We start from the raw sequence: 19521 nt of genomic DNA, 5'->3' as shown, positions 1-19521 counted from the left end.
CACAAAATTACCATTATCTACTTAAAATAATGAAAATAAAGGGATAAAAACCGAAAAAACACAAAACTTTCCGAACGCGTTTACAAGCGGTATTATTATTGGAATCTTTCAAATTAGAATTACATGAAAAAATAATAAAAACAATTCCGAGGAAGAAGACTTGTTGCAATTGAAAAGTCAATTTCATAAAGTTTATTATCATAAAATTAAAAAGACTCCCTTAAAGAGAGTCTTTTATTTAAATATATTCAGAATTGCTTATGCATCAATATTTGCATAAACGGCATTCTTCTCAATAAATTCGCGGCGCGGTGGAACTTCATCGCCCATCAACATTGAGAAAATCCTGTCTGCCTCTGTTCCATTATCAATGGTTACCTGCCGCAATGTTCTAAACTCTGGATTCATTGTTGTATCCCAAAGTTGTTCGGCGTTCATTTCTCCCAAACCTTTGTACCGTTGGATCGTTGCACTGCCACCAAATTGTTCGTTCAAGGCATCGCGCTCTTTATCACTCCAAGCGTATTCCTTTTTGGCGCCTTTTTTAACCAAATAAAGGGGTGGCGTGGCGATGTAAACACAGCCGGCCTCCACCAATTCGCGCATATAACGGAAAAAGAAAGTAAGAATTAAGGTTGCAATGTGGCTACCATCCACATCCGCATCACACATAATCACTACTTTGTGGTATCGTAATTTTTCGAGGTTCAAAGCTTTGCTGTCTTCCTCGGTACCAATAGTTACGCCGAGTGCGGTGTAAATATTTCGAATTTCCTCATTTTCAAAAACCTTGTGGTGCATTGCTTTTTCCACATTCAGAATTTTACCCCGAAGCGGAAGAATAGCCTGAAAATTACGGTCGCGCCCTTGTTTCGCCGTACCTCCCGCGGAGTCACCCTCTACGAGAAATACTTCGCATTTTGTTGGGTCCTGTTCCGAACAATCCGAAAGTTTCCCCGGCAAGCCGCCACCACTCATCACGGTTTTTCTTTGTACCATCTCCCGAGCCTTTCGGGCCGCGTGCCGCGCTTGCGCTGCAAGGATCACTTTCTGTACAATTGTTTTGGCGTCGTTTGGATGTTCCTCCAAATAATTTTCCAGCATTTCAGATACCGCTTGACTTACGGCCGCGGTAACTTCCCGGTTTCCTAACTTCGTTTTTGTTTGCCCTTCAAATTGCGGCTCTTGTACTTTAACCGAAATAATGGCGGTAAGCCCCTCACGGAAATCGTCGCCGGCAATTTCGAATTTCAATTTATCGAGCATTCCGGAGGCATCTGCATATTTCTTCAGCGTTCGGGTTAATCCCGCACGGAAGCCAGCAAGATGCGTTCCGCCTTCGTGAGTATTTATATTGTTTACGTATGAATGAAGATTTTCATTAAAGGAAGTATTGTAAACCATCGCAACCTCAACGGGAATGTCATTTTTTTCACCCTCCATCGAAATCACTTCGGCAATTATCGGTTCCCGATTTCCATCCAAAAAGCGGATAAATTCCTTTAAGCCCTCTTGACTGTGAAATTTTTCAGTGGCAAATTCCCCGTTCTCATCCTTTTCTCTTTTATCGGTGAAATAGATGGTGATTCCTTTGTTCAAAAAGGAAAGTTCGCGCATTCTGCTTGCCAAGGTGTCGTAGCTATATTCCAACGTTTGCTGGAAAATTTGCGGATCTGGCTTAAAAGTGACTATTGTACCTCGGTAATCGGTTTCGCCGATAGATTTTACCGGATATAGTGCCTTGCCACGTTCATATTCCTGTTGCCATATTTTGCCATCGCGGTGTACGGTTGCGGTTAAATGTTCAGAAAGTGCATTCACCACCGATACCCCTACTCCGTGCAATCCCCCAGAAACTTTATAGGAATCCTTATCGAATTTTCCGCCTGCACCAATTTTGGTCATAACCACCTGAAGGGCGGAAACGCCTTCTTTTTTGTGAATATCTACAGGAATACCCCGTCCGTTGTCCTTTACGGAAACAGAATTGTCCTCGTTAATGGAAACTTCAATCGTATCACAATAGCCGCCCATGGCCTCATCAATGGAGTTGTCCACAACTTCATAAACAAGATGGTGCAAACCGCGCGGGCCAACATCGCCGATGTACATAGATGGGCGCATGCGCACGTGCTCCATTCCTTCCAACGCTTGAATCTGGTCGGCACCGTAGCTGCCTTTTTTCTGTTCTTCGCTCATATAATAATTTGAATGATTTTCAGTTTTTTTCGTAACGAACAAATATAACCAAATACCCAATAAAATAAAGGGTTTGCGCATTTTTAAAGCGCTAAGTTATTAACAAATTTTTGTGGAAAAGGACCTCTTTAAATTTGTTTGAAAACACCTGTTGATTTGGGTGTAACAGTCACGCACTATTTTGCACTTATAAGACGTTAGAATATTGGTTATCCAAAAGAAATATTTGACAGTTTTTAAACCTTTTTCCGAAATATTTGTCATAAACCAACCGCATCCTAAAAAAAATGAACTTCTTAATATGAAAAAACTTTCATTATTGTTTTTTATCGCTTTTTTGCCTTTCACTTTCCAAAATTTGTACGGGCAGAATTTTCCCGAAATGGATGCATCGCCCATGGATCTTGCTATTGCGAGGCCCGATAAAAAAAGCCCACTCTGGGCCAGGGTTATTTACAGTAGGCCGCAGAAGAAAGGACGTGATATTTTTGGGGATGTGGTGCCTTATGGCAAAGTTTGGCGAACCGGCGCGAATGAGGCTACGGAACTGGATATTTACATTCCCTTGAAATTTGGCAATAAGATTCTAAAACCGGGAACCTATACACTTTACACCATTCCCGATCCACAAAATTGGACTATCATCATAAACAGCGACACCAATGTTTGGGGCGCTTTCAGTTATAAAAAAGAAAAGGATGTTGCCCGGATAACGGTTCCATGCGAGCAGGCCGCGGCACCTATTGAAACGCTTTCAATGATTTTTAAAACCGACAGCAAAGGCACTATTTTGATTATTGGCTGGGACGATCATTACGTTGAGATTCCATTTATGAAACCATAAATTCCAAAAAAGAAATCCCAAATTCGGGAAAATCAATTTGGAAATTGGGATTTTAAATCTGAAATTTTCCGTTATGGAATGTTGAGATATTTATGTGTTTGCAGCGAAACCTTCCACTGCGGATTTTGCATAACGTAATCCACTATCAACGGACTCATTTTTTCGCGTTTGCTCCATTCCGGTTGTAAATAGAGAATACAGTCCTTTCCTACTCGTGCAGCCTGTTCTTCCGCAAAGCGAAAATCATCTTTGTTGAAAACAATAACCTTCAATTCATTTGCCTGCCTGTAGACTTCTTCGGTGGGAAGCTTCATTTTTTTTGGGGAAAGACAAATCCAATCCCAGATTCCGGATAGTTTATATGCCCCCGAAGTTTCAATATGCGTTTGCATGCCACGGGCCTTCAACATTTCGGTCAGTGGCCCCATATCCCACGTTAAGGGTTCGCCCCCGGTAATTACAATGATTTTTGAATGTTGTGCCGCTTTTTCCACAATTGTTTCAATGGCCGTGGGTGGATGCAGGGCTGCATTCCAGCTTTCCTTCACGTCGCACCAATGGCAGCCGACATCGCAGCCCCCGACTCTAATAAAATATGCAGCGGTTCCCTTATGGAAACCTTCTCCTTGAATAGTATAAAACTCCTCCATTAAGGGAAGCATCTTTCCACTGTCCACCAATTTCTGTACTTCTGTTTTCATCAGTGCAAATTTACTGGTTTTGAAGGGGAAATTTTCAAATTGGAAGACCAAATTGCAAATGGGAAATTTAAATTAAGAAATTTCCCATTTGCAAGTTTTAATTCATTATTTCCCAAAGAAATACCACAAACATTGAAAACTGAAGATAGGAGATTGAATATGCGTCCGGATTTTTGGAATTTGACTTTTGCTATTTGACTTTTGGTGCTCTATATTTTGTTACTTTTGAACAAAATTTTCAAAGATGGCAGACAGGCAAGCTTTTTTCGAATATATAAACAGCGGATATGCTACCAAAGGCGACGCCATAAACATTGGCGCCGCAATGCTGGACGGAGAAACGGTAACCAACGCCATGGTGAAAATACCTTTGAAAACCCTGAACCGCCACGGATTGATTGCCGGTGCCACCGGAACGGGCAAAACCAAGACCCTTCAAATTATTGCCGAAAATCTTTCAGACAAAGGAATTCCAGTGCTGTTGATGGATATTAAAGGCGATCTGAGCGGTATAGCCCAACCCGGTACGGCAAATGCCAAAATTGAGGAACGCCACGCGGCAATAGGATTTCCGTATTCGGCGAATAAATTTCCTACCGAAATTTTAACTCTTTCAGAACAGGAAGGTGTCCGGCTGCGCGCAACGGTAAGTGAATTTGGACCAGTACTGCTATCCCGAATATTGGAATTGAGCGATGTGCAAGCGGGAATTGTAGCAGTGATTTTTAAATATTGTGACGACCATAAAATGCCTTTGCTCGATTTAAAAGATTTTAAAAAAATCCTGCAATACGCAACAGCCGAGGGCAAGGATGAATTTGCGCAGGAATACGGCCGCATTTCCTCCTCCTCTACAGGGTCTATCCTTCGGAAAGTTGTGGAACTGGAACAACAGGGCGCTGATCTTTTCTTTGGAGAAAAATCATTTGATACTGACGATTTGATTCGTATTGACGAAAATGGACGAGGATATATAAACATAATTCGACTGACCGATATTCAAGACCGGCCCAAGCTTTTTTCAACATTTATGCTCAGTCTTTTGGCCGAAATTTATGCCACCTTTCCCGAACAGGGCGACAGCGATAGGCCGGAATTGGTAATATTTATTGACGAGGCACATTTAATTTTCAACGAGGCAAGTAGTGCATTGCTGAATCAAATTGAAAGCATCGTAAAATTGATTCGTTCAAAAGGGGTGGGTTTATATTTCGTAACCCAGAATCCCACTGATGTACCCGACGCCGTGTTAAGCCAATTGGGTTTAAAAATTCAGCACGCACTTAGGGCTTTTACGGCAAAGGATAGAAAAGCTATTAAACTCACCGCAGAAAATTATCCACTTTCCGAATATTATAAAACGGATGAAGTTTTAACCGCCTTGGGAATTGGAGAAGCTCTTGTAAGTGCATTAAATGAAAAAGGAATTCCAACTCCATTGGCGCGTACCATGTTACGCGCGCCCATGAGCCGAATGGACGTATTGACAAATGGGGAATTGGCGGACCTTTTAAAAACTTCGAAATTAATACCCAAATACAACACGGTGGTTGACGGGGAAAGTGCCTATGAATTGTTGACGGAAAAAATAGAAACCGCCAACCGCAAAGAAGCGAAGGAAAAAGCCCAAAAAGAAAGTGAATCTGCGAGAAGAACAACTACAAGCAGAGGCTCATCCAGCCGTAGAAGCACTGCAAATCCGTGGTTGAAAACCCTCAGCAGCCCAACAGTCATTCGCAGTGTGCTTGGCATATTGGGCAAAATGATGAGAAAATAAATGTAGTTCCACATTCCAAATAACAATTTCAGAAATACCATCCCGAGCTTGTCGAAGGATAAATTCAAAAAAAAAGAAATAATCCAGTAATCTATAAACCCATAAAATTTTAAACTCCTAAACTCAAAATGAAAAAAACACTTTTAATAATCACAATAATTTCAATCGCTTTGGTTCAATGTGGAAAGGATAGCGATCCTTTTTTGATAAAAAATGGTGCCATTGGCAGCCTTAATAAAGAGATAAGAATAAAGCAAATCGATTCCATTTTTGCGGAAGACTCCATCGTTAAAATAAGTTCATCACCAAATGCCTTGGAAACGCAAGGCGAGGTTGAAATTTATGAAAAAGGCGGGAAGCTACTTTTGCTCCTCTCCCCCGAGGATGAAACGGATTCCAATTCAACCATAACAAATATCCAGGTTTTTGACTCACGGTACAAAACAGAAAAAGGACTTACTCCGGCTAGTACTTTTAAGGACGTAAAAGCGAATTATACCATTGATAATATTGAAACTACCATAAGCGCAGTGGTGATTTTTCTAAAAGAAACGGATGTTTACTTAACGATTGACAAAAAAAATCTTCCAGAATCCCTACGTTCAAATATGGATGTAAAAATAGAAGCGAGCCAAATACCCGACGAAGCCACGTTTAAGTATTTTATGATCGGTTGGGAGCCTCCCGCAGAATAAGCTGGTCCTGCAAAGGTTTTGTTAAGGTGCTTAAATGATTGCACAAATTCTTTTAATTTTAATCGGATTAACCATCAAATTCAGCTACTATGATTAAGATTTTAGGTTTTATTCTAACCATTGTTGGAGGCATCGGCTTGGTAATGGGAATACTTTCCGTTTTCGGAAGTATGGATGTGGGGATGAGTCCCTGGGCACTAATTATTTTGGGAATAGTATTCTTTTTCGCAGGGATCGGCCTATTAAAAAACCGTAAAGACACTGATCAAAAATAATATGAACCGGAATAAACATTCAATTCATGAAGTGTTATTCCTAAAATGTAATTGTTATGCCAAATCCAAGAATTAAAGACGAAGACAAATATGAGGCGCTGCGCGATAAAGGCTACAGCAAAGAAAAATCCGCACGGATTGCCAACACTCCAAATTCCGGAAAAAAGGGCGGAAAAGCTCAGCCCTACGAAGAATGGTCCAAAAACGAACTTTATGATAAAGCAAAGAAAGTTGGTATTGAGGGCCGTTCCAAAATGACAAAAAAGGAACTCATGAACGCTTTACGAAACCATTGATGAACCCTCACCTTAGGCCTTTCCATCTTGCCATTCCTGTAGACAATTTAGAAATATCCAGACATTTTTACAGAGATATATTGGAATTGAATGAAGGGCGCAGCAGCGATCATTGGGTAGATTTTGATTTTTTCGGACATCAGTTGGTAATTCATTTAAAGCAAAAAATGAATGAAGAAGCTTCAAACCCAGTGGACGGCAAGGAAGTACCTATTCCACATTTTGGGGTTGTTCTTACCATGGAAACCTTTAAAGTTTACTCGGAAAAACTAAAACAAAAAAACATTACCTTCATTATAAAACCCTACATTCGTTTTGAAGGCCAAGTGGGCGAGCAGGCAACCATGTTCTTTAAGGACCCTGCCGGAAATGCCTTGGAGTTTAAAGCTTTTAATGATATCACTCAACTATTCGCCAAATGATTAAGCAAATTCCACCCCAAATTATCCGACAGACATTTGTAATTCTTCTCATTTTATTAATGGGAAGTCTTATTTTTAAGGAACTTCTTCCTTATCTCACAGGCGTTCTGGGTGCGATTACCATTTACGTTTTGCTGCGGAAATGGATGTCCACCCTTGTAAACAAAAAAAAATGGAACCCTTCGTTAGCGGCTTCCCTCTTAATGTTCCTTTCATTCATAGGAATTTTAATTCCCGTTGCGGGAGTGGTGCTTATGCTTTCCAATAAAATTGGAAAGGCAGTAACAAATTCCGAACAAGTGGTGCACGCCATAAAAGACCAGTTAAGCCAAATTGAGGAGAGGTTCGGTTATGACTTAAGTTCGCAAATTGACGCGGGTGCCATTAGTGGGTGGATTTCCTCTAATCTCCAAGGGGTTGTAGGGCACACTTTTAATGCATTTATCGCAATAGGGTTGATGTATTTTATGCTATACTATATGCTAACAAATCGGAGGGAACTTAAGGAATCCTTGCGCGAATATATTCCGATGGATCGAGAAAACTTACAGGAAATTGGCGTGGAAATTCAGGAAATGGTACGCTCCAATGCCTTGGGAATTCCGTTGGTGGCCATTGCCCAAGGAATTATTGCCCTTATCGGTTTCTTCATTTTCGGAGTGGAAGAACCACTATTTTGGTTTGTTATAACTACCATCGGCAGTATGATTCCATTTGTGGGGACGCTGCTTGGAATTTTGCCTGTTTTTATAATAACCCTATCCACCGGAAATGATTTCCAGGCTTGGGGAATTTTAATTTATGGTTTTGTAGTAGTAGGTTCCACAGACAATATTATTCGGCTATATGTACTGCAAAAATTGGACAACGTGCACCCATTAGTAACACTAATCGGCGTGATTGTGGGTGTGCCATTGTTCGGCTTTATCGGACTAATATTCGGCCCGTTACTCATCAGTCTATTTATGGTGATCGTGCGTATTTACCGAAAGGAATACGGAAAAGAAGATGCCGTGATGGACGAGGAGCGGCTGTAAAAGCGCAGGTAATGTTTTCAAAAATACAAAGAACAGCATTTCCCCCTTTGGAAAAACCAATGATGGTTTGGGACGGGGAATGCGGTTTTTGCAAGTATTGGATAACGCACTGGAAATCAAAGACCGCAGACCGTCTAGATTACAGAACCTATCAGGAAGTTGCTGGAAATTTTCCGGACATTCCACTAAAGGAATTCAAAAAAGCCTCACGGCTCATAGAATTGGATGGCACGGTTTACAGTGGTCCGGATTCTGCGTATAAGAGCTTCACATATTTTAAAACTGAAGATTTTCGCTGGCATCGTTGGTATTCAAAAGATAATTGGTTTACTTGGCTAAGCGACCGCGGCTATAATTTTATTGCGAAACACAGAAGTTTTATGTTCCCGCTCTCAAAAATTTTCTTCGGAAAAAATCCCGAAGCGATGAAACCCTATTGGTTTTTGGAGCTCCTATTTCTATTTTCAATCTTTTATTTACTTTTAAAATATTTATAACAAAATTTTAAAAGAATGGGTTTTCCATTTTGGCTACCTTTAAATCAAAACAAAAAAACATGTCGTTAAAAGGAATATTTTCAAATTTACACTTCAATCCCGGAAACCGCGACGAAGGTGTTTCCGAAGCATACGTAGAGGATGAAGTTGCCAAAATAAAAGATGAGGACGTAGAAATAGTACTCGACAACGAAGAGGCAATAAACAAAAAATTTAGTGGGGCAAACACGCTTTCAAAATATGCCGAACTTGGTAAAATTATGGTCGGCATGTTGAAGGATGTAAAAAATGGGGTGTATCCGCAAGTGCCGTGGTTTACCGTAGCAACCGTGGTGCTCGCGCTGCTTTACGTTGTAAATCCAATGGATATAATTCCAGACTTTATTCCCGGTATTGGCTATATTGATGATATGGCAGTGCTGTCAATCGGCGTGGGTTGGATTGAAAGCGACCTTCACCGCTACTTGGATTGGAAAATACAGGAAGGAAAGGGAATTTAATTTCCACTTCGTTGTTCTCTTGCCAAAAGGGTATTTTTCAATAGCATTGCAATTGTCATAGGCCCCACTCCTCCGGGAACTGGGGTAATGAATGACGCCTTTTTGCTTACGTTTTCAAAATCCACGTCGCCCGTGATTACATAACCTTTTGGGTTGCTCGCATCTTCCATTCGTGTAATTCCCACGTCAATAATTACGGCATCGTCCTTTACCATCTCGGCTTTTAAGAAATTGGGAACCCCCAAAGCAGAAATGATAATATCGGCCTGTGTGGTTATTTGTGCGATGTTTTTTGTGTTGCTGTGAGTAAGCGTAACCGTACTATTTCCGGGCCATCCCCTTCGGCTCATCAGAATACTCATCGGGCGCCCAACTATATGGCTTCTGCCAATAACTACGGTGTGTTTTCCTTTGGTATCAACGTCGTATCGCTGCAATAATTCCAGAATTCCGAAAGGGGTGGCGGGGATGAAAGTACTCATATCCAATGCCATTTTCCCGAAATTTTCCGGGTGAAAGCCATCCACATCTTTTGAAGGGTCAACGGTAAGCAACACTTTTTGGGTATCGATCTGCGGAGGCAACGGAAGTTGGACAATGAAGCCGTCAATGTTGTCGTCTTCGTTCAATTCCTTTATTTTTTTCAGCAATTCCAGTTCGCTGGTAGTATGCGGCATCCGCACCAAAGTAGATTCGAAACCAACGCGTTCGCAAGCTTTAACCTTGCTTCCAACATAGGTTAAACTAGCACCGTCATCACCAACAATTATTGCTGCGAGATGTGGTACTTTTTCACCGTTGGCTTTCATCTTTTCGACTTCTGCCGCGATTTCGCTTTTTATATCGTTTGAAACTTTCTTTCCATCTAAAATGGTCATTCTTTATGAAAATTAAAAAATTAAAATCTATCTACTGCTAACTGAATACTGAACACTAAAAACTACCGCATCCGCCCCATAGCCTGCATCATTTTTCTTCCGCCGCCGCCTTGCATCATCTTCATCATTTTGCTCATTTGGTCGAATTGCTTCAGCAGTTGGTTTACTTGCTGTACGCTAGTTCCGCTTCCCGAAGCGATTCGTTTTTTCCGGCTTCCGTTTATAATTGTAGGTTCGGTTCTTTCTTTTGGCGTCATTGAATGGATAATAGCTTCAATTCCTTTAAAGGCGTCGTCATCGATATCTACATCTTTCAAAGCTTTTCCAGCGCCCGGAATCATTCCGACCAAATCCTTCATACTTCCCATCTTCTTTACCTGCTGAATTTGGTTCAGGAAATCATCAAAACCGAACTGGTTTTTTGCAATTTTCTTTTGAAGTTTCCTTGCTTCCTCTTCGTCAAATTGCTCTTGCGCCCTTTCCACAAGGGACACAACGTCGCCCATCCCCAAAATTCTGTCTGCCATTCGAGCCGGGTGAAAGACATCAATGGCATCCATTTTCTCGCCGGTACCAATGAACTTTATGGGCTTATCAACTACACTTTTAATTGAAATAGCCGCCCCACCACGGGTATCACCATCCAATTTTGTAAGTACAACGCCGTCGAAATTCAATCTATGGTTAAAGGCTTTTGCCGTATTTACCGCATCTTGCCCCGTCATAGCATCAACCACAAAAAGTGTTTCCTGTGGGTTGATTGCCTTATGTACATTTGCGATTTCGGTCATCATGGCCTCATCAATGGCGAGTCGGCCTGCGGTATCCACAATTACAACATTAAAGCCATTTTGCTTTGCATGTGCAATTGCGTTCTGGGCTATTTGCACCGGATTTTTATTTTCGGGTTCGCTGTAAACCTCTACGCCAATTTGGTCACCAACCACGTGCAATTGGTTGATTGCCGCGGGACGATAAATATCACAGGCAACCAAAAGTGGTTTTTTTGTCTTTTTGGTTTTTAGATAATTGGCAAGTTTTCCGGAGAAAGTAGTTTTACCACTACCCTGCAAACCGGACATTAAAATTACCGATGGCGTACCGCTTAAGTTGATGCCAGCAGTTTCGCCGCCCATCAATTCGGTGAGTTCATCCTTTACCAACTTCACCATCAATTGGCCAGGTTGCAAGGTGGTAAGTACGTTTTGGCCCAGTGCCTTTTCCTTTACGGTATTGGTAAATTCCTTGGCGGTTTTAAAGTTTACGTCGGCATCCAAAAGGGCGCGACGCACTTCCTTTAATGTTTCCGCTACGTTTACCTCGGTTATGCTGCCGTGACCTTTCAGTACGTGCAGGGCCTTGTCCAGTTTATCGCTTAAATTATCGAACATATTCTTGCTTTCTTTTTACGAGGGGCAAAGGTAAAAAAAAGTTAGCAGTATGCATTTGCGGATGGTGCTGTTTCTTGGTTTATATTGTTAATTATAGGTATTGCGAGCAATTCAGTAAAAAAAATATTTCGAGGTTTTGTATCTTGCGAATCCTAAAAAAATATATGTTAAGACAAAAACTGATTTCTCCTTTTCAAAAATTCGTCAATCTACAAAGCGCTACCGGCATTATGTTATTGGCAACAACAATTATTGCCTTGGTTTGGGCCAATTCAGCCTTTGCGGATAGCTATCAAACTTTTTGGAATTATGAAATAGGAATAATTTCAGACACCTTTGAACTAAAAAAACCATTGCTTTTATGGGTGAATGACGGGTTAATGGCTATTTTCTTCTTTTTGATCGGCTTGGAAATTAAGCGTGAATTTTTAATTGGCGAATTGAATTCTACCAAAAAAGTAATGTTTCCACTTTTTGGGGCTATCGGAGGCATAGCGCTGCCCGTTCTTCTTTATATTATTTTGAATCAAAACCCCGATACGCTGAAGGGCTGGGGAATTCCGATGGCTACGGACATTGCTTTTTCCTTGGCTATTTTAAAGGTTCTGGGCAACCGCGTTCCGTTGAGTCTGAAAATATTCTTAACCGCCTTCGCTATTGTTGATGATTTGGGTGCGGTGTTGGTTATTGCCATTTTTTACAGCAGCGATTTAAATTTAATGCTATTAGGTTCGGCAATAGGAATATTGGCCGTGGTATACATTTTAAGCAATCGTGGATTGTATTTTGAATTTTTGACAATTGTGGCGGGGATTATTGTTTGGTTACTGTTCTTAAAAGCTGGCCTACACCCTACATTGGCGGGAATATTGATGGCCTTTGCCATTCCGGTAAGGCAAAAAATAAGCACTTATGAATTTTCCGATCAATTGGAAAGTATAGTTGGTGAAATAAAACAAAGCACAATTCTGCAAAAACCAGTGCTTTCGGGAGGTCAATTACAGTTGATTGATGATCTTGAGGATTGGACGGATAAATACCGATCGCCCTTGCAAAGTTTGGAGCACAAGCTCCACAATTGGGTGGCCTATTTGGTAATCCCCATTTTTGCCCTTGCCAATGCCGGGGTGGCAATTAATACTGTGGATGGATTGGAAACAGCACTTATCGTAAATATAATGATCTGTCTTATTCTCGGAAAAAGTATCGGTATTTCGGCCGTTATATTCTTGGCCCGTAAATTAAAATTGATTGAGGTGCCCAGTGATATTACCAATAAACAAATAATCGGTGTGTCCTTTTTAGCCGGAATTGGGTTCACCATGGCTATTTTTATAGCTGGGTTGGCCTTCAACAGTAGCCCGGAATATATAGATTCGGCAAAGATTGGTATTTTAATCGGGTCGTTGATTTCTGCCATTATTGGATTTTTGATCCTTCGCTTTAAATCAGTAAAAGGTCGTTATAAGCCCACTACCCTCCCTTAACCTTAATTCTAGCTGTTTCATAGATATTGACGGATAATATCCTTCTATTACTGCTATTTCTTTCCTTTAAGCAAAGTGGAAACACACCGTTGAATTGTTTGTTTAAAACATTTTTCGATATGTTTAAAACACCCTCCCGCCATTCACAACAAATTCAAGGCAAAAACTGAAGTTTCCAATTATTTTCACACTTTCAATACTCTTCAACAACCAAATTTAATTTAGTATTTCTATGATTAAGACCATAATACTTTTTAGCCTTAGCCTGTTTATTCTTATTGTACAAACAACAACGGCGCAATCTTTCGAGGAAACCACTTTTGAAGATATTACCAACACCCCTTCCGCTTCACGAAGCGCCAATTTTATTGATGTGAATGGCGATGGATGGGACGATATTTTCTTTACGAATGGCCCTGCTGCCGGACAAAACAATATGCTTTACCTCAACAATGGAGACAATACCTTCACAACAGTAACTGCCGATGCTATTGTCCTGGATAATGACCGTTCAGACGGCGCGAGCTTTGCCGATGTGGATAACGATGGCGATTTGGATGCCGTGGTGGTTACCTATGGCAGAAACGGCGTGGGAAAAAAGAATTATTTCTACAGAAATAATGGCGATGGCACTTTTGAATACGAGGCCACAAACGCCATTGGTATTCCCTTGACTTATTCTGAAATGGTGAATTGGATAGACCTAAACAACGATCAGTTTTTGGATGCCTATATTACAAACAGCATTATTTCCACCCGAAATCTCTATTTTGAAAATCAGGGCGATGGCTCTTTTGAACCCGTTGCTGGATTGTCCATTACCAGTGAAACACTTGCCTCCCGCTCCATAAACTGGATTGATTATGACGGCGATGGCGATAGCGATCTGTTTGTAACGAATGAAAACAATGCGAACAATTCCCTTTTTAGAAATGACGGGCCCAATAATTTTACGCAAATTAACAACCTTTCCATTACCCAAAACGGGAAGAATTCAGCCGGTAGCTCGTGGGCAGATGTGGACAACGACGGCGATTTCGACGTTTTTGTTGCCAATTGGAACGGGCAAAATAATCAACTGTTTTTGAACGAAAACGGAAATTTTGTGGAACAAACCAATTCAGCAATTGCTGCGGAAATAGGAAGCTCCTTCGGTTCCGCTTTTGCTGATGTGGACAATGATGGCGATTTGGATCTGTTGGTCTGCAACGCCTATTTTGCAGGGCAGGAAACGAATTCGCTTTTTATAAACGATGGCAGCGGGAACTTTTCAAAAGATACCAGCAGCAGTTTGGCAAACCACCTAGGCAATACTTTTGGCTGTGCCTTTGGTGATTTTAATAATGACGGTTGGCTGGATGTGATTTTGGCGAATACGCTGGATGAAAACCAAAGCAATTCGCTGTTCAAAAACACGGGCAGCGGCAACAATTGGATAAAGATTCGCTGTGTTGGCAACCCTTCCAATGGGTCTGCCGTGGGAACTAAAGTGAAAGTTAAGACCATTATAAACGGGAGCGAGGTTATACAAACCCGCCAAATTGAAGCCGCCAGTGGCTATTGCAGCCAGAACAGCTATACCAATCATTTTGGTTTGGGCGATGCTTCAACGGTTGCGGAAATTGAAATACAATGGCCTTCTGGAGCTGTGGAAACTTTTTTGGATGTTGCGGAAAACAATACCTATAAAGTGGTGGAAGGGGAAGGAATACAGTTGGGAACGGCCATGCGAACAAAACTTGGGTACGTTATTTTTCCGGTGCCGGCGGATGAGGTTTTGACCATTAATTTCCCAAATGGGAAAATAAGTTCAAAAGTGGAAGTTTTCGACCTCAACGCAAAACTGGTAAAAACGGAAATGAATTTAAGTTCACCTTCACTGGCAATGGATTTAAGCCATTTGAGTGCGGGAGAATATGTGCTGAAAATTACCCATAATGCCGAAGTAACTTCACACAAAATAGTGCTAAAGTAGAAACCTTCTGTTCCTAAATGTTGGTTTGTTAGTGAGCGTGTTGGATTTCCATTATGGAAATTCAGCACGTTTTTGGTATCTTCACATACCCAAAAAAACTATACCAATGAAACTTTTGCGCACGCATTCCTCCAACGTCGATTTTTTGGTCTTGGTGAAACAATTGGATGCCGATTTGGCAATTCGCGACGGCGATGACCATCCGTTCTACGATCAGTTCAACAAAATTGAAGCCATAAACCATGTGGTAATGGCTTATGAAAATAATGTTGCCGTTGGCTGTGGAGCGTTAAAACCTTTTGAAACCGGAACGATGGAAGTGAAGCGAATGTACGTACCGTCGGCATGGCGCGGAAAGGGAATAGCCAAGGAAATTTTAATCGAACTAGAGGCGTGGGCACTGGAACTGGGCAATAGAAAATGTATTTTGGAAACAGGCATTAAACAACCCGAGGCCATTTCGCTTTACAAAAAAAGCGGCTATACCTTTATCGATAACTACGGCCAATATGCCGGGGTTGAAAACAGTGTTTGTTTTGAGAAGCTGTTAAAAAAATAATCCCGTGAAGATAAAGTCGAATGCAGCTCCGGGGGAATTTACATCACCCTTTTATAAAATAAATGAGGATTTCTGCGAAACATTTGAAAATTACATTGCAAGTAAAAACGGTAAAGTGAAAGGCAATTACAATGCTTGGTCCTATTTCGTTCAAGGAATATTAATGAATCCAAGGCAATGGCATTTGAAATATAAAAAAGCCCCTTATACTTCAACCGGAAATTTATTGCTTTCTAACAAAAAACAGAATCTTCTATGTTTGGCAGAATGGTCTTGTGATTGGCCCGCACCAAATAATTCGGAATTCGCTATAAGAAGAAAGGATAGCGTTGGCTTAATCAACAAATTGTTCAAAAGAAATTATAGCATTTATAAAGCTTCAAAAGATTATTTAATAAGTGGTGGCGAAAAGAATATTAAAACCATTGAGAATGTACATACAACCTTGAAACCTCTTTTTGATTCTAAAGAAATTTATTCCATTATTCTTGTAAAAAATAAATTAATCATATCCTTTAGAACGGAGGAACATCATTTCGAATTTTTCGAAAGATTAAATTCTGTATAAAAAAGATAAAAAAAATAAAAAAGCAAATACTATTTATCGTAATATTGCAATATTAATATATTACGATAATGGGAATTACAAAAACGGAAATTTTTACCGACCAGCAAAACCAAGTAGCCACTTTCGCAAAGGCATTTGGGCATCCCGCCCGAGTTGCGATCCTGCAGCACCTGTTCAAGATTAAGGCGTGTATTTGTGGGGATTTGGTGGATGAAATCGGCCTTGCACAACCCACCATCTCACAGCATTTGAAGGAGCTCAAAAATCTTGGGCTAATCAAGGGCAGCATTGAGGGCACCAGCATTTGCTATTGTATTCATACCGAAAATTGGGCCGCAATGAAAGCAGTGGTCAGTGAATTTTTAAATCAGGATTTGGAAAATAAATCGAACTGTTGCTAAACATTAAAACTACAAACACCATGAAACTATCAGAAATCAAAAACTATTTAAGCACCTTGGACCAAATCAACTTTATGCTTCCCAATGGTGAACTGGTCCCCACACATTTTCACGTTACCGAAGTGGGCAAAATAACCAAACATTTTATTGACTGCGGCGGCACCGTTCGGCAAGAGGAGGTAGCCAATTTCCAACTTTGGAATGCCAATGATTATAACCACCGTTTGCATCCTGAAAAGCTGGCACATATTATCGAACTGTCCGAAAAAGTGCTTGGGCTGGAGGATTTGGAGATTGAAGTGGAATATCAAATATCCAATTATAAAATCCCAATTTTAAATTCAAAATTCCAAAATACAAATTCCGGATCTGAAATTCCAAATTCCAATTTTGGGACTATCGGAAAGTTTGGGCTGGACTTTGATGGCACCAATTTTTTGCTCACCTCACTTCATGCCGATTGTCTTGCCAAAGAAAATTGCGGAACACCCGCCGCAAAACCGAAACGGCAACTTGCCGCAATAAATGATGAACCGTGCTGCTCGCCCGATGGCAATTGCTGTTAATATGAACCTCATTAATATTTCCGAGGAGAACTATCCTGAAGTTTCCCGCATTTACGAAGAAGGCCTCCAAACGGGCACTGCCACTTTCGAAACTGTCATTCCCAATTGGGAAAAGTGGGATGCCGGCCATCTTCCTTTTGGAAGAATTATGGCCATGGAAAATAAAACGCATTTGGGCTGGGCTGCCCTCTCCCCTGTTTCCAGCCGCTGTGTTTATGGGGGCGTGGCCGAAGTGAGCGTTTATGTTTCCGATGGCGCAAGAGGAAAAGGTGTTGGCGAATTTCTTCTGAAAAATTTAATAGCGATGAGTGAAGCCAACAATATCTGGACATTGCAATCCGGCATATTTCGGGATAACCTTGCCAGCCACAAACTTCATTTAAAATGCGGCTTTCGCGAAATAGGCTACAAAGAAAAAGTGGGACAATTACATGGCGTGTGGAAAGACAATGTGCTTTTGGAACGTCGCAGCAAAATAGTTGGTATATAAAAAAGAATAAAATTGAAACTATTCAAGTCCATCAAGGCCTATATTGAATTGTTGGAAACATCCACCATTTCAGAAGAACGCAAAGCAATTTTGCAACCGCTTATTGACTATTTAAGCAATAAAGCACAAGCAGGGGAAACTACCCAATTAAATTTTATTTGTACCCACAATTCCCGTAGGAGCCAGTTGGCGCAGGTTTGGGCGCGAACGATGGCGGATTATTTTAATACTCCAAATATTGAATGTTATTCTGGCGGTACTGAGGCGACTTCCGTTTACCCTATGGTTGTTACCACTTTGGAAAATGCAGGCTTCAAAATTTCAAGGGAAGATAACGGTAACAATCCTATTTACCGCATTCAATATTCCTTGGAAAAAAATGCTATCGGTGCTTTTTCTAAAAAGTATGAGGACGAAGTAAATCCAAAAAAAGGTTTTGCTGCAATTATGACCTGTTCCCAAGCCGATGAAGGTTGCCCTTTTGTTGCAGGTTCCGAAAAGCGAATCCCAATAATGTATGAGGATCCAAAAAGTGCTGATGACACCCCACATCAAACACAAATCTATACCGAACGAAGCCAGCAAATTACTACAGAAATGAAGTATATTTTCTCCCAAATAAAATATTAAAATGGCAGGCACCAAAAAATTAAGCTTTTTAGACAGTTATCTCACCCTTTGGATTTTTATTGCAATGCTTTTGGGTGTGGGCATTGGGTATTTTGCACCCAATTTTCCCCAGGTTTTGAATTCCTTTAGCAGTGGAAGCACTAATATTCCCATAGCCATCGGGTTGATTTTAATGATGTATCCGCCATTGGCAAAGGTGAATTATGCCTTGTTGCCCAAGGTTTTCCGAAACACAAAAATCCTTTCCATATCGCTTATTCTTAATTGGATTATTGGACCCGTTCTTATGTTTGTGTTGGCTATCATCTTCCTCAGCGACCATCCCGAATATATGGTAGGGCTTATTCTGATTGGGCTGGCTCGGTGTATAGCGATGGTTTTGGTATGGAACGACCTTGCCGAAGGCAGCAGCGAATACGGCGCGGGCTTAGTTGCGCTGAATAGTATTTTTCAGGTTTTTGCCTATAGTTTCTACGCCTGGCTATTTATCACCGTGCTTCCAACCTATTTTGGTTTTGAGGGCGCCATTGTGGATATTTCGATTACTACGATCGCCGAAAGCGTTGCCATTTATTTGGGAATTCCTTTTTTGATGGGAATATTGAGCAGGCTCATTTTGGTAAAACTGAAAGGGGAAGTTTGGTATACGCAGAAATTTATACCCGCAATATCGCCAATCACCCTGATTGCGTTGTTATTTACCATAGTGATCATGTTTTCGCTAAAAGGCGAAATGATTGTTGAAATACCGATGGATGTTTTGATTATCGCAGTCCCCTTACTGGTTTATTTTACGTTGATGTTTATCATTGGTTTTTTCTTTACAAAGGCCATGGGCGCAACTTATGATAAGACTGCGGCCGTGGCTTTCACCGCCGCCGGCAACAATTTTGAATTGGCGATTGCCGTAGCCATTGCGGTTTTTGGGCTGAATTCCGGGCAAGCTTTTACTGGAGTTATTGGACCATTGGTAGAAGTTCCAGCACTTATTTTATTGGTTCGGGTTTCATTTTGGTTGCGAAAGAGGTATTTTGAGAGGTTGTGATTTTGTTCTTTTTTCGTTGGATAGGTCTTGTCCGGGGGACATCCCCCTTGCCCCCTTCGAAGGGGGGATTTTGAGTTTGTTGTTCTTGTTTGTTTGTGAGTTTGACTGTTTGCTTTTGTTTCTTCTGAAATTGGACAGTTCTTGTTCGTTCAGCGGGGACATCCCCCTTGCCCCCTTCGAAGGGGGGATTTTAATTTGTTGTTTTTGTTTGTTTGTGAGTTTGACTGTTTCCTTTTGTTTCTTTTGAAATTGGACAGTTCTTGTTTGTTCAACGGGGGACATCCCCCT

22 protein-coding genes are annotated in these 19521 nt (G+C 41.0%); 18 read left to right on the top strand and 4 right to left on the bottom strand.

Translation table 11 applies throughout. From position 1 onward, the window contains the following. Positions 1-258: 258 nt before the first annotated feature. Positions 259-2199 carry a DNA topoisomerase (ATP-hydrolyzing) subunit B gene (gene gyrB / locus QRD02_RS13860; protein WP_290255563.1) on the bottom strand — a complete coding sequence of 647 codons (1941 nt, stop codon included), beginning with the start codon at positions 2197-2199 and terminating at the stop codon, positions 259-261. A 301-nt stretch (positions 2200-2500) separates the two neighbouring features. Between gyrB and QRD02_RS13855 the strand changes: the two genes are divergently transcribed. Next, positions 2501-3043, top strand: a complete 543-nt coding sequence (locus QRD02_RS13855; protein WP_290255562.1) for a DUF2911 domain-containing protein — start codon at positions 2501-2503, stop codon at positions 3041-3043. Between the two features lie 71 nt (positions 3044-3114). Here the strand turns inward: QRD02_RS13855 and QRD02_RS13850 are convergent, their stop codons facing one another. Then, positions 3115-3744 (bottom strand): 7-carboxy-7-deazaguanine synthase QueE, encoded by a 630-nt coding sequence (locus tag QRD02_RS13850; RefSeq protein ID WP_290255561.1) that lies wholly within the window; start codon positions 3742-3744, stop codon positions 3115-3117. 244 nt (positions 3745-3988) lie between these two features. On the opposite strand from QRD02_RS13850, the gene QRD02_RS13845 reads away from it, so the two are divergent. The 8 genes from QRD02_RS13845 (at position 3989) to QRD02_RS13810 (ending at position 9243) form a co-directional block, all read left to right on the top strand. Further along, the gene (locus QRD02_RS13845) at positions 3989-5521 is read left to right on the top strand and encodes a helicase HerA-like domain-containing protein (RefSeq protein WP_290255560.1); all 1533 of its coding nucleotides are present in this window, start codon (positions 3989-3991) and stop codon (positions 5519-5521) included. Between the two features lie 128 nt (positions 5522-5649). Continuing rightward, positions 5650-6216 (top strand): hypothetical protein, encoded by a 567-nt coding sequence (locus QRD02_RS13840; RefSeq protein ID WP_290255559.1) that lies wholly within the window; start codon positions 5650-5652, stop codon positions 6214-6216. Positions 6217-6305: 89 nt separating this feature from the next. Then, positions 6306-6491 carry a hypothetical protein gene (locus QRD02_RS13835; protein ID WP_290255558.1) on the top strand — a complete coding sequence of 62 codons (186 nt, stop codon included), beginning with the start codon at positions 6306-6308 and terminating at the stop codon, positions 6489-6491. Positions 6492-6547: 56 nt separating this feature from the next. Beyond that, positions 6548-6787, top strand: a complete 240-nt coding sequence (locus QRD02_RS13830) for a DUF7218 family protein (RefSeq protein ID WP_290255557.1) — start codon at positions 6548-6550, stop codon at positions 6785-6787. Next, positions 6787-7209 carry a VOC family protein gene (locus tag QRD02_RS13825; protein WP_290255556.1) on the top strand — a complete coding sequence of 141 codons (423 nt, stop codon included), beginning with the start codon at positions 6787-6789 and terminating at the stop codon, positions 7207-7209. Before QRD02_RS13830 ends, QRD02_RS13825 begins: the two co-directional genes overlap by 1 nt. Beyond that, on the top strand, positions 7206-8246 hold the full coding sequence (locus QRD02_RS13820) for an AI-2E family transporter (RefSeq protein WP_290255555.1): 1041 nt from the start codon (positions 7206-7208) through the stop codon (positions 8244-8246). Before QRD02_RS13825 ends, QRD02_RS13820 begins: the two co-directional genes overlap by 4 nt. An 11-nt stretch (positions 8247-8257) precedes the next feature. Further along, entirely contained in the window at positions 8258-8743 is a 486-nt protein-coding gene (locus QRD02_RS13815; RefSeq protein WP_290255554.1) for a thiol-disulfide oxidoreductase DCC family protein, read from the top strand. Positions 8744-8802: 59 nt separating this feature from the next. Next, positions 8803-9243, top strand: coding sequence for a YkvA family protein (locus tag QRD02_RS13810; protein WP_290255553.1), 441 nt, complete (start codon positions 8803-8805; stop codon positions 9241-9243). Here the strand turns inward: QRD02_RS13810 and QRD02_RS13805 are convergent. Beyond that, on the bottom strand, positions 9240-10121 hold the full coding sequence (locus QRD02_RS13805) for a bifunctional 5,10-methylenetetrahydrofolate dehydrogenase/5,10-methenyltetrahydrofolate cyclohydrolase (RefSeq protein WP_290255552.1): 882 nt from the start codon (positions 10119-10121) through the stop codon (positions 9240-9242). The genes QRD02_RS13810 and QRD02_RS13805 overlap by 4 nt on opposite strands. Positions 10122-10183: 62 nt before the next feature. Then, positions 10184-11512: a signal recognition particle protein gene (ffh, locus tag QRD02_RS13800; RefSeq protein ID WP_290255551.1), complete on the bottom strand. Its 1329-nt coding sequence runs from the start codon at positions 11510-11512 to the stop codon at positions 10184-10186. A gap of 164 nt (positions 11513-11676) precedes the next feature. Between ffh and nhaA the strand changes: the two genes are divergently transcribed. The 9 genes from nhaA (at position 11677) to arsB (ending at position 19233) form a co-directional block, all read left to right on the top strand. Continuing rightward, on the top strand, positions 11677-12999 hold the full coding sequence (gene nhaA / locus QRD02_RS13795; protein ID WP_290255550.1) for a Na+/H+ antiporter NhaA: 1323 nt from the start codon (positions 11677-11679) through the stop codon (positions 12997-12999). Positions 13000-13231: 232 nt separating this feature from the next. Continuing rightward, positions 13232-14974: an FG-GAP-like repeat-containing protein gene (locus QRD02_RS13790; RefSeq protein WP_290255549.1), complete on the top strand. Its 1743-nt coding sequence runs from the start codon at positions 13232-13234 to the stop codon at positions 14972-14974. A gap of 106 nt (positions 14975-15080) precedes the next feature. After that, complete coding sequence (locus tag QRD02_RS13785) at positions 15081-15533, top strand: GNAT family N-acetyltransferase (protein WP_290255548.1); 453 nt, start codon at positions 15081-15083, stop codon at positions 15531-15533. Positions 15534-15537: 4 nt separating this feature from the next. Further along, a complete protein-coding gene (locus QRD02_RS13780; RefSeq protein WP_290255547.1) occupies positions 15538-16101 on the top strand; it encodes a hypothetical protein in 564 nt (187 codons plus the stop codon). A gap of 68 nt (positions 16102-16169) precedes the next feature. Next, positions 16170-16502, top strand: a complete 333-nt coding sequence (locus QRD02_RS13775) for an ArsR/SmtB family transcription factor (RefSeq protein WP_290255546.1) — start codon at positions 16170-16172, stop codon at positions 16500-16502. Between the two features lie 20 nt (positions 16503-16522). Further along, complete coding sequence (locus QRD02_RS13770) at positions 16523-17068, top strand: DUF6428 family protein (protein ID WP_290255545.1); 546 nt, start codon at positions 16523-16525, stop codon at positions 17066-17068. Next, entirely contained in the window at positions 17028-17558 is a 531-nt protein-coding gene (locus QRD02_RS13765) for a GNAT family N-acetyltransferase (RefSeq protein WP_290255544.1), read from the top strand. Before QRD02_RS13770 ends, QRD02_RS13765 begins: the two co-directional genes overlap by 41 nt. Positions 17559-17570: 12 nt before the next feature. Further along, entirely contained in the window at positions 17571-18188 is a 618-nt protein-coding gene (locus tag QRD02_RS13760) for a low molecular weight phosphatase family protein (RefSeq protein WP_290255543.1), read from the top strand. 1 nt (position 18189) lies between these two features. Continuing rightward, positions 18190-19233: an ACR3 family arsenite efflux transporter gene (gene arsB / locus QRD02_RS13755; protein ID WP_290255542.1), complete on the top strand. Its 1044-nt coding sequence runs from the start codon at positions 18190-18192 to the stop codon at positions 19231-19233. Positions 19234-19521: the final 288 nt, after the last annotated feature.

The organism is Aequorivita aurantiaca, assembly GCF_030410135.1.
GTDB classification, from domain to species: domain Bacteria; phylum Bacteroidota; class Bacteroidia; order Flavobacteriales; family Flavobacteriaceae; genus Aequorivita; species Aequorivita aurantiaca.
This window is presented reverse-complemented; position numbering and strand designations above follow the sequence as displayed.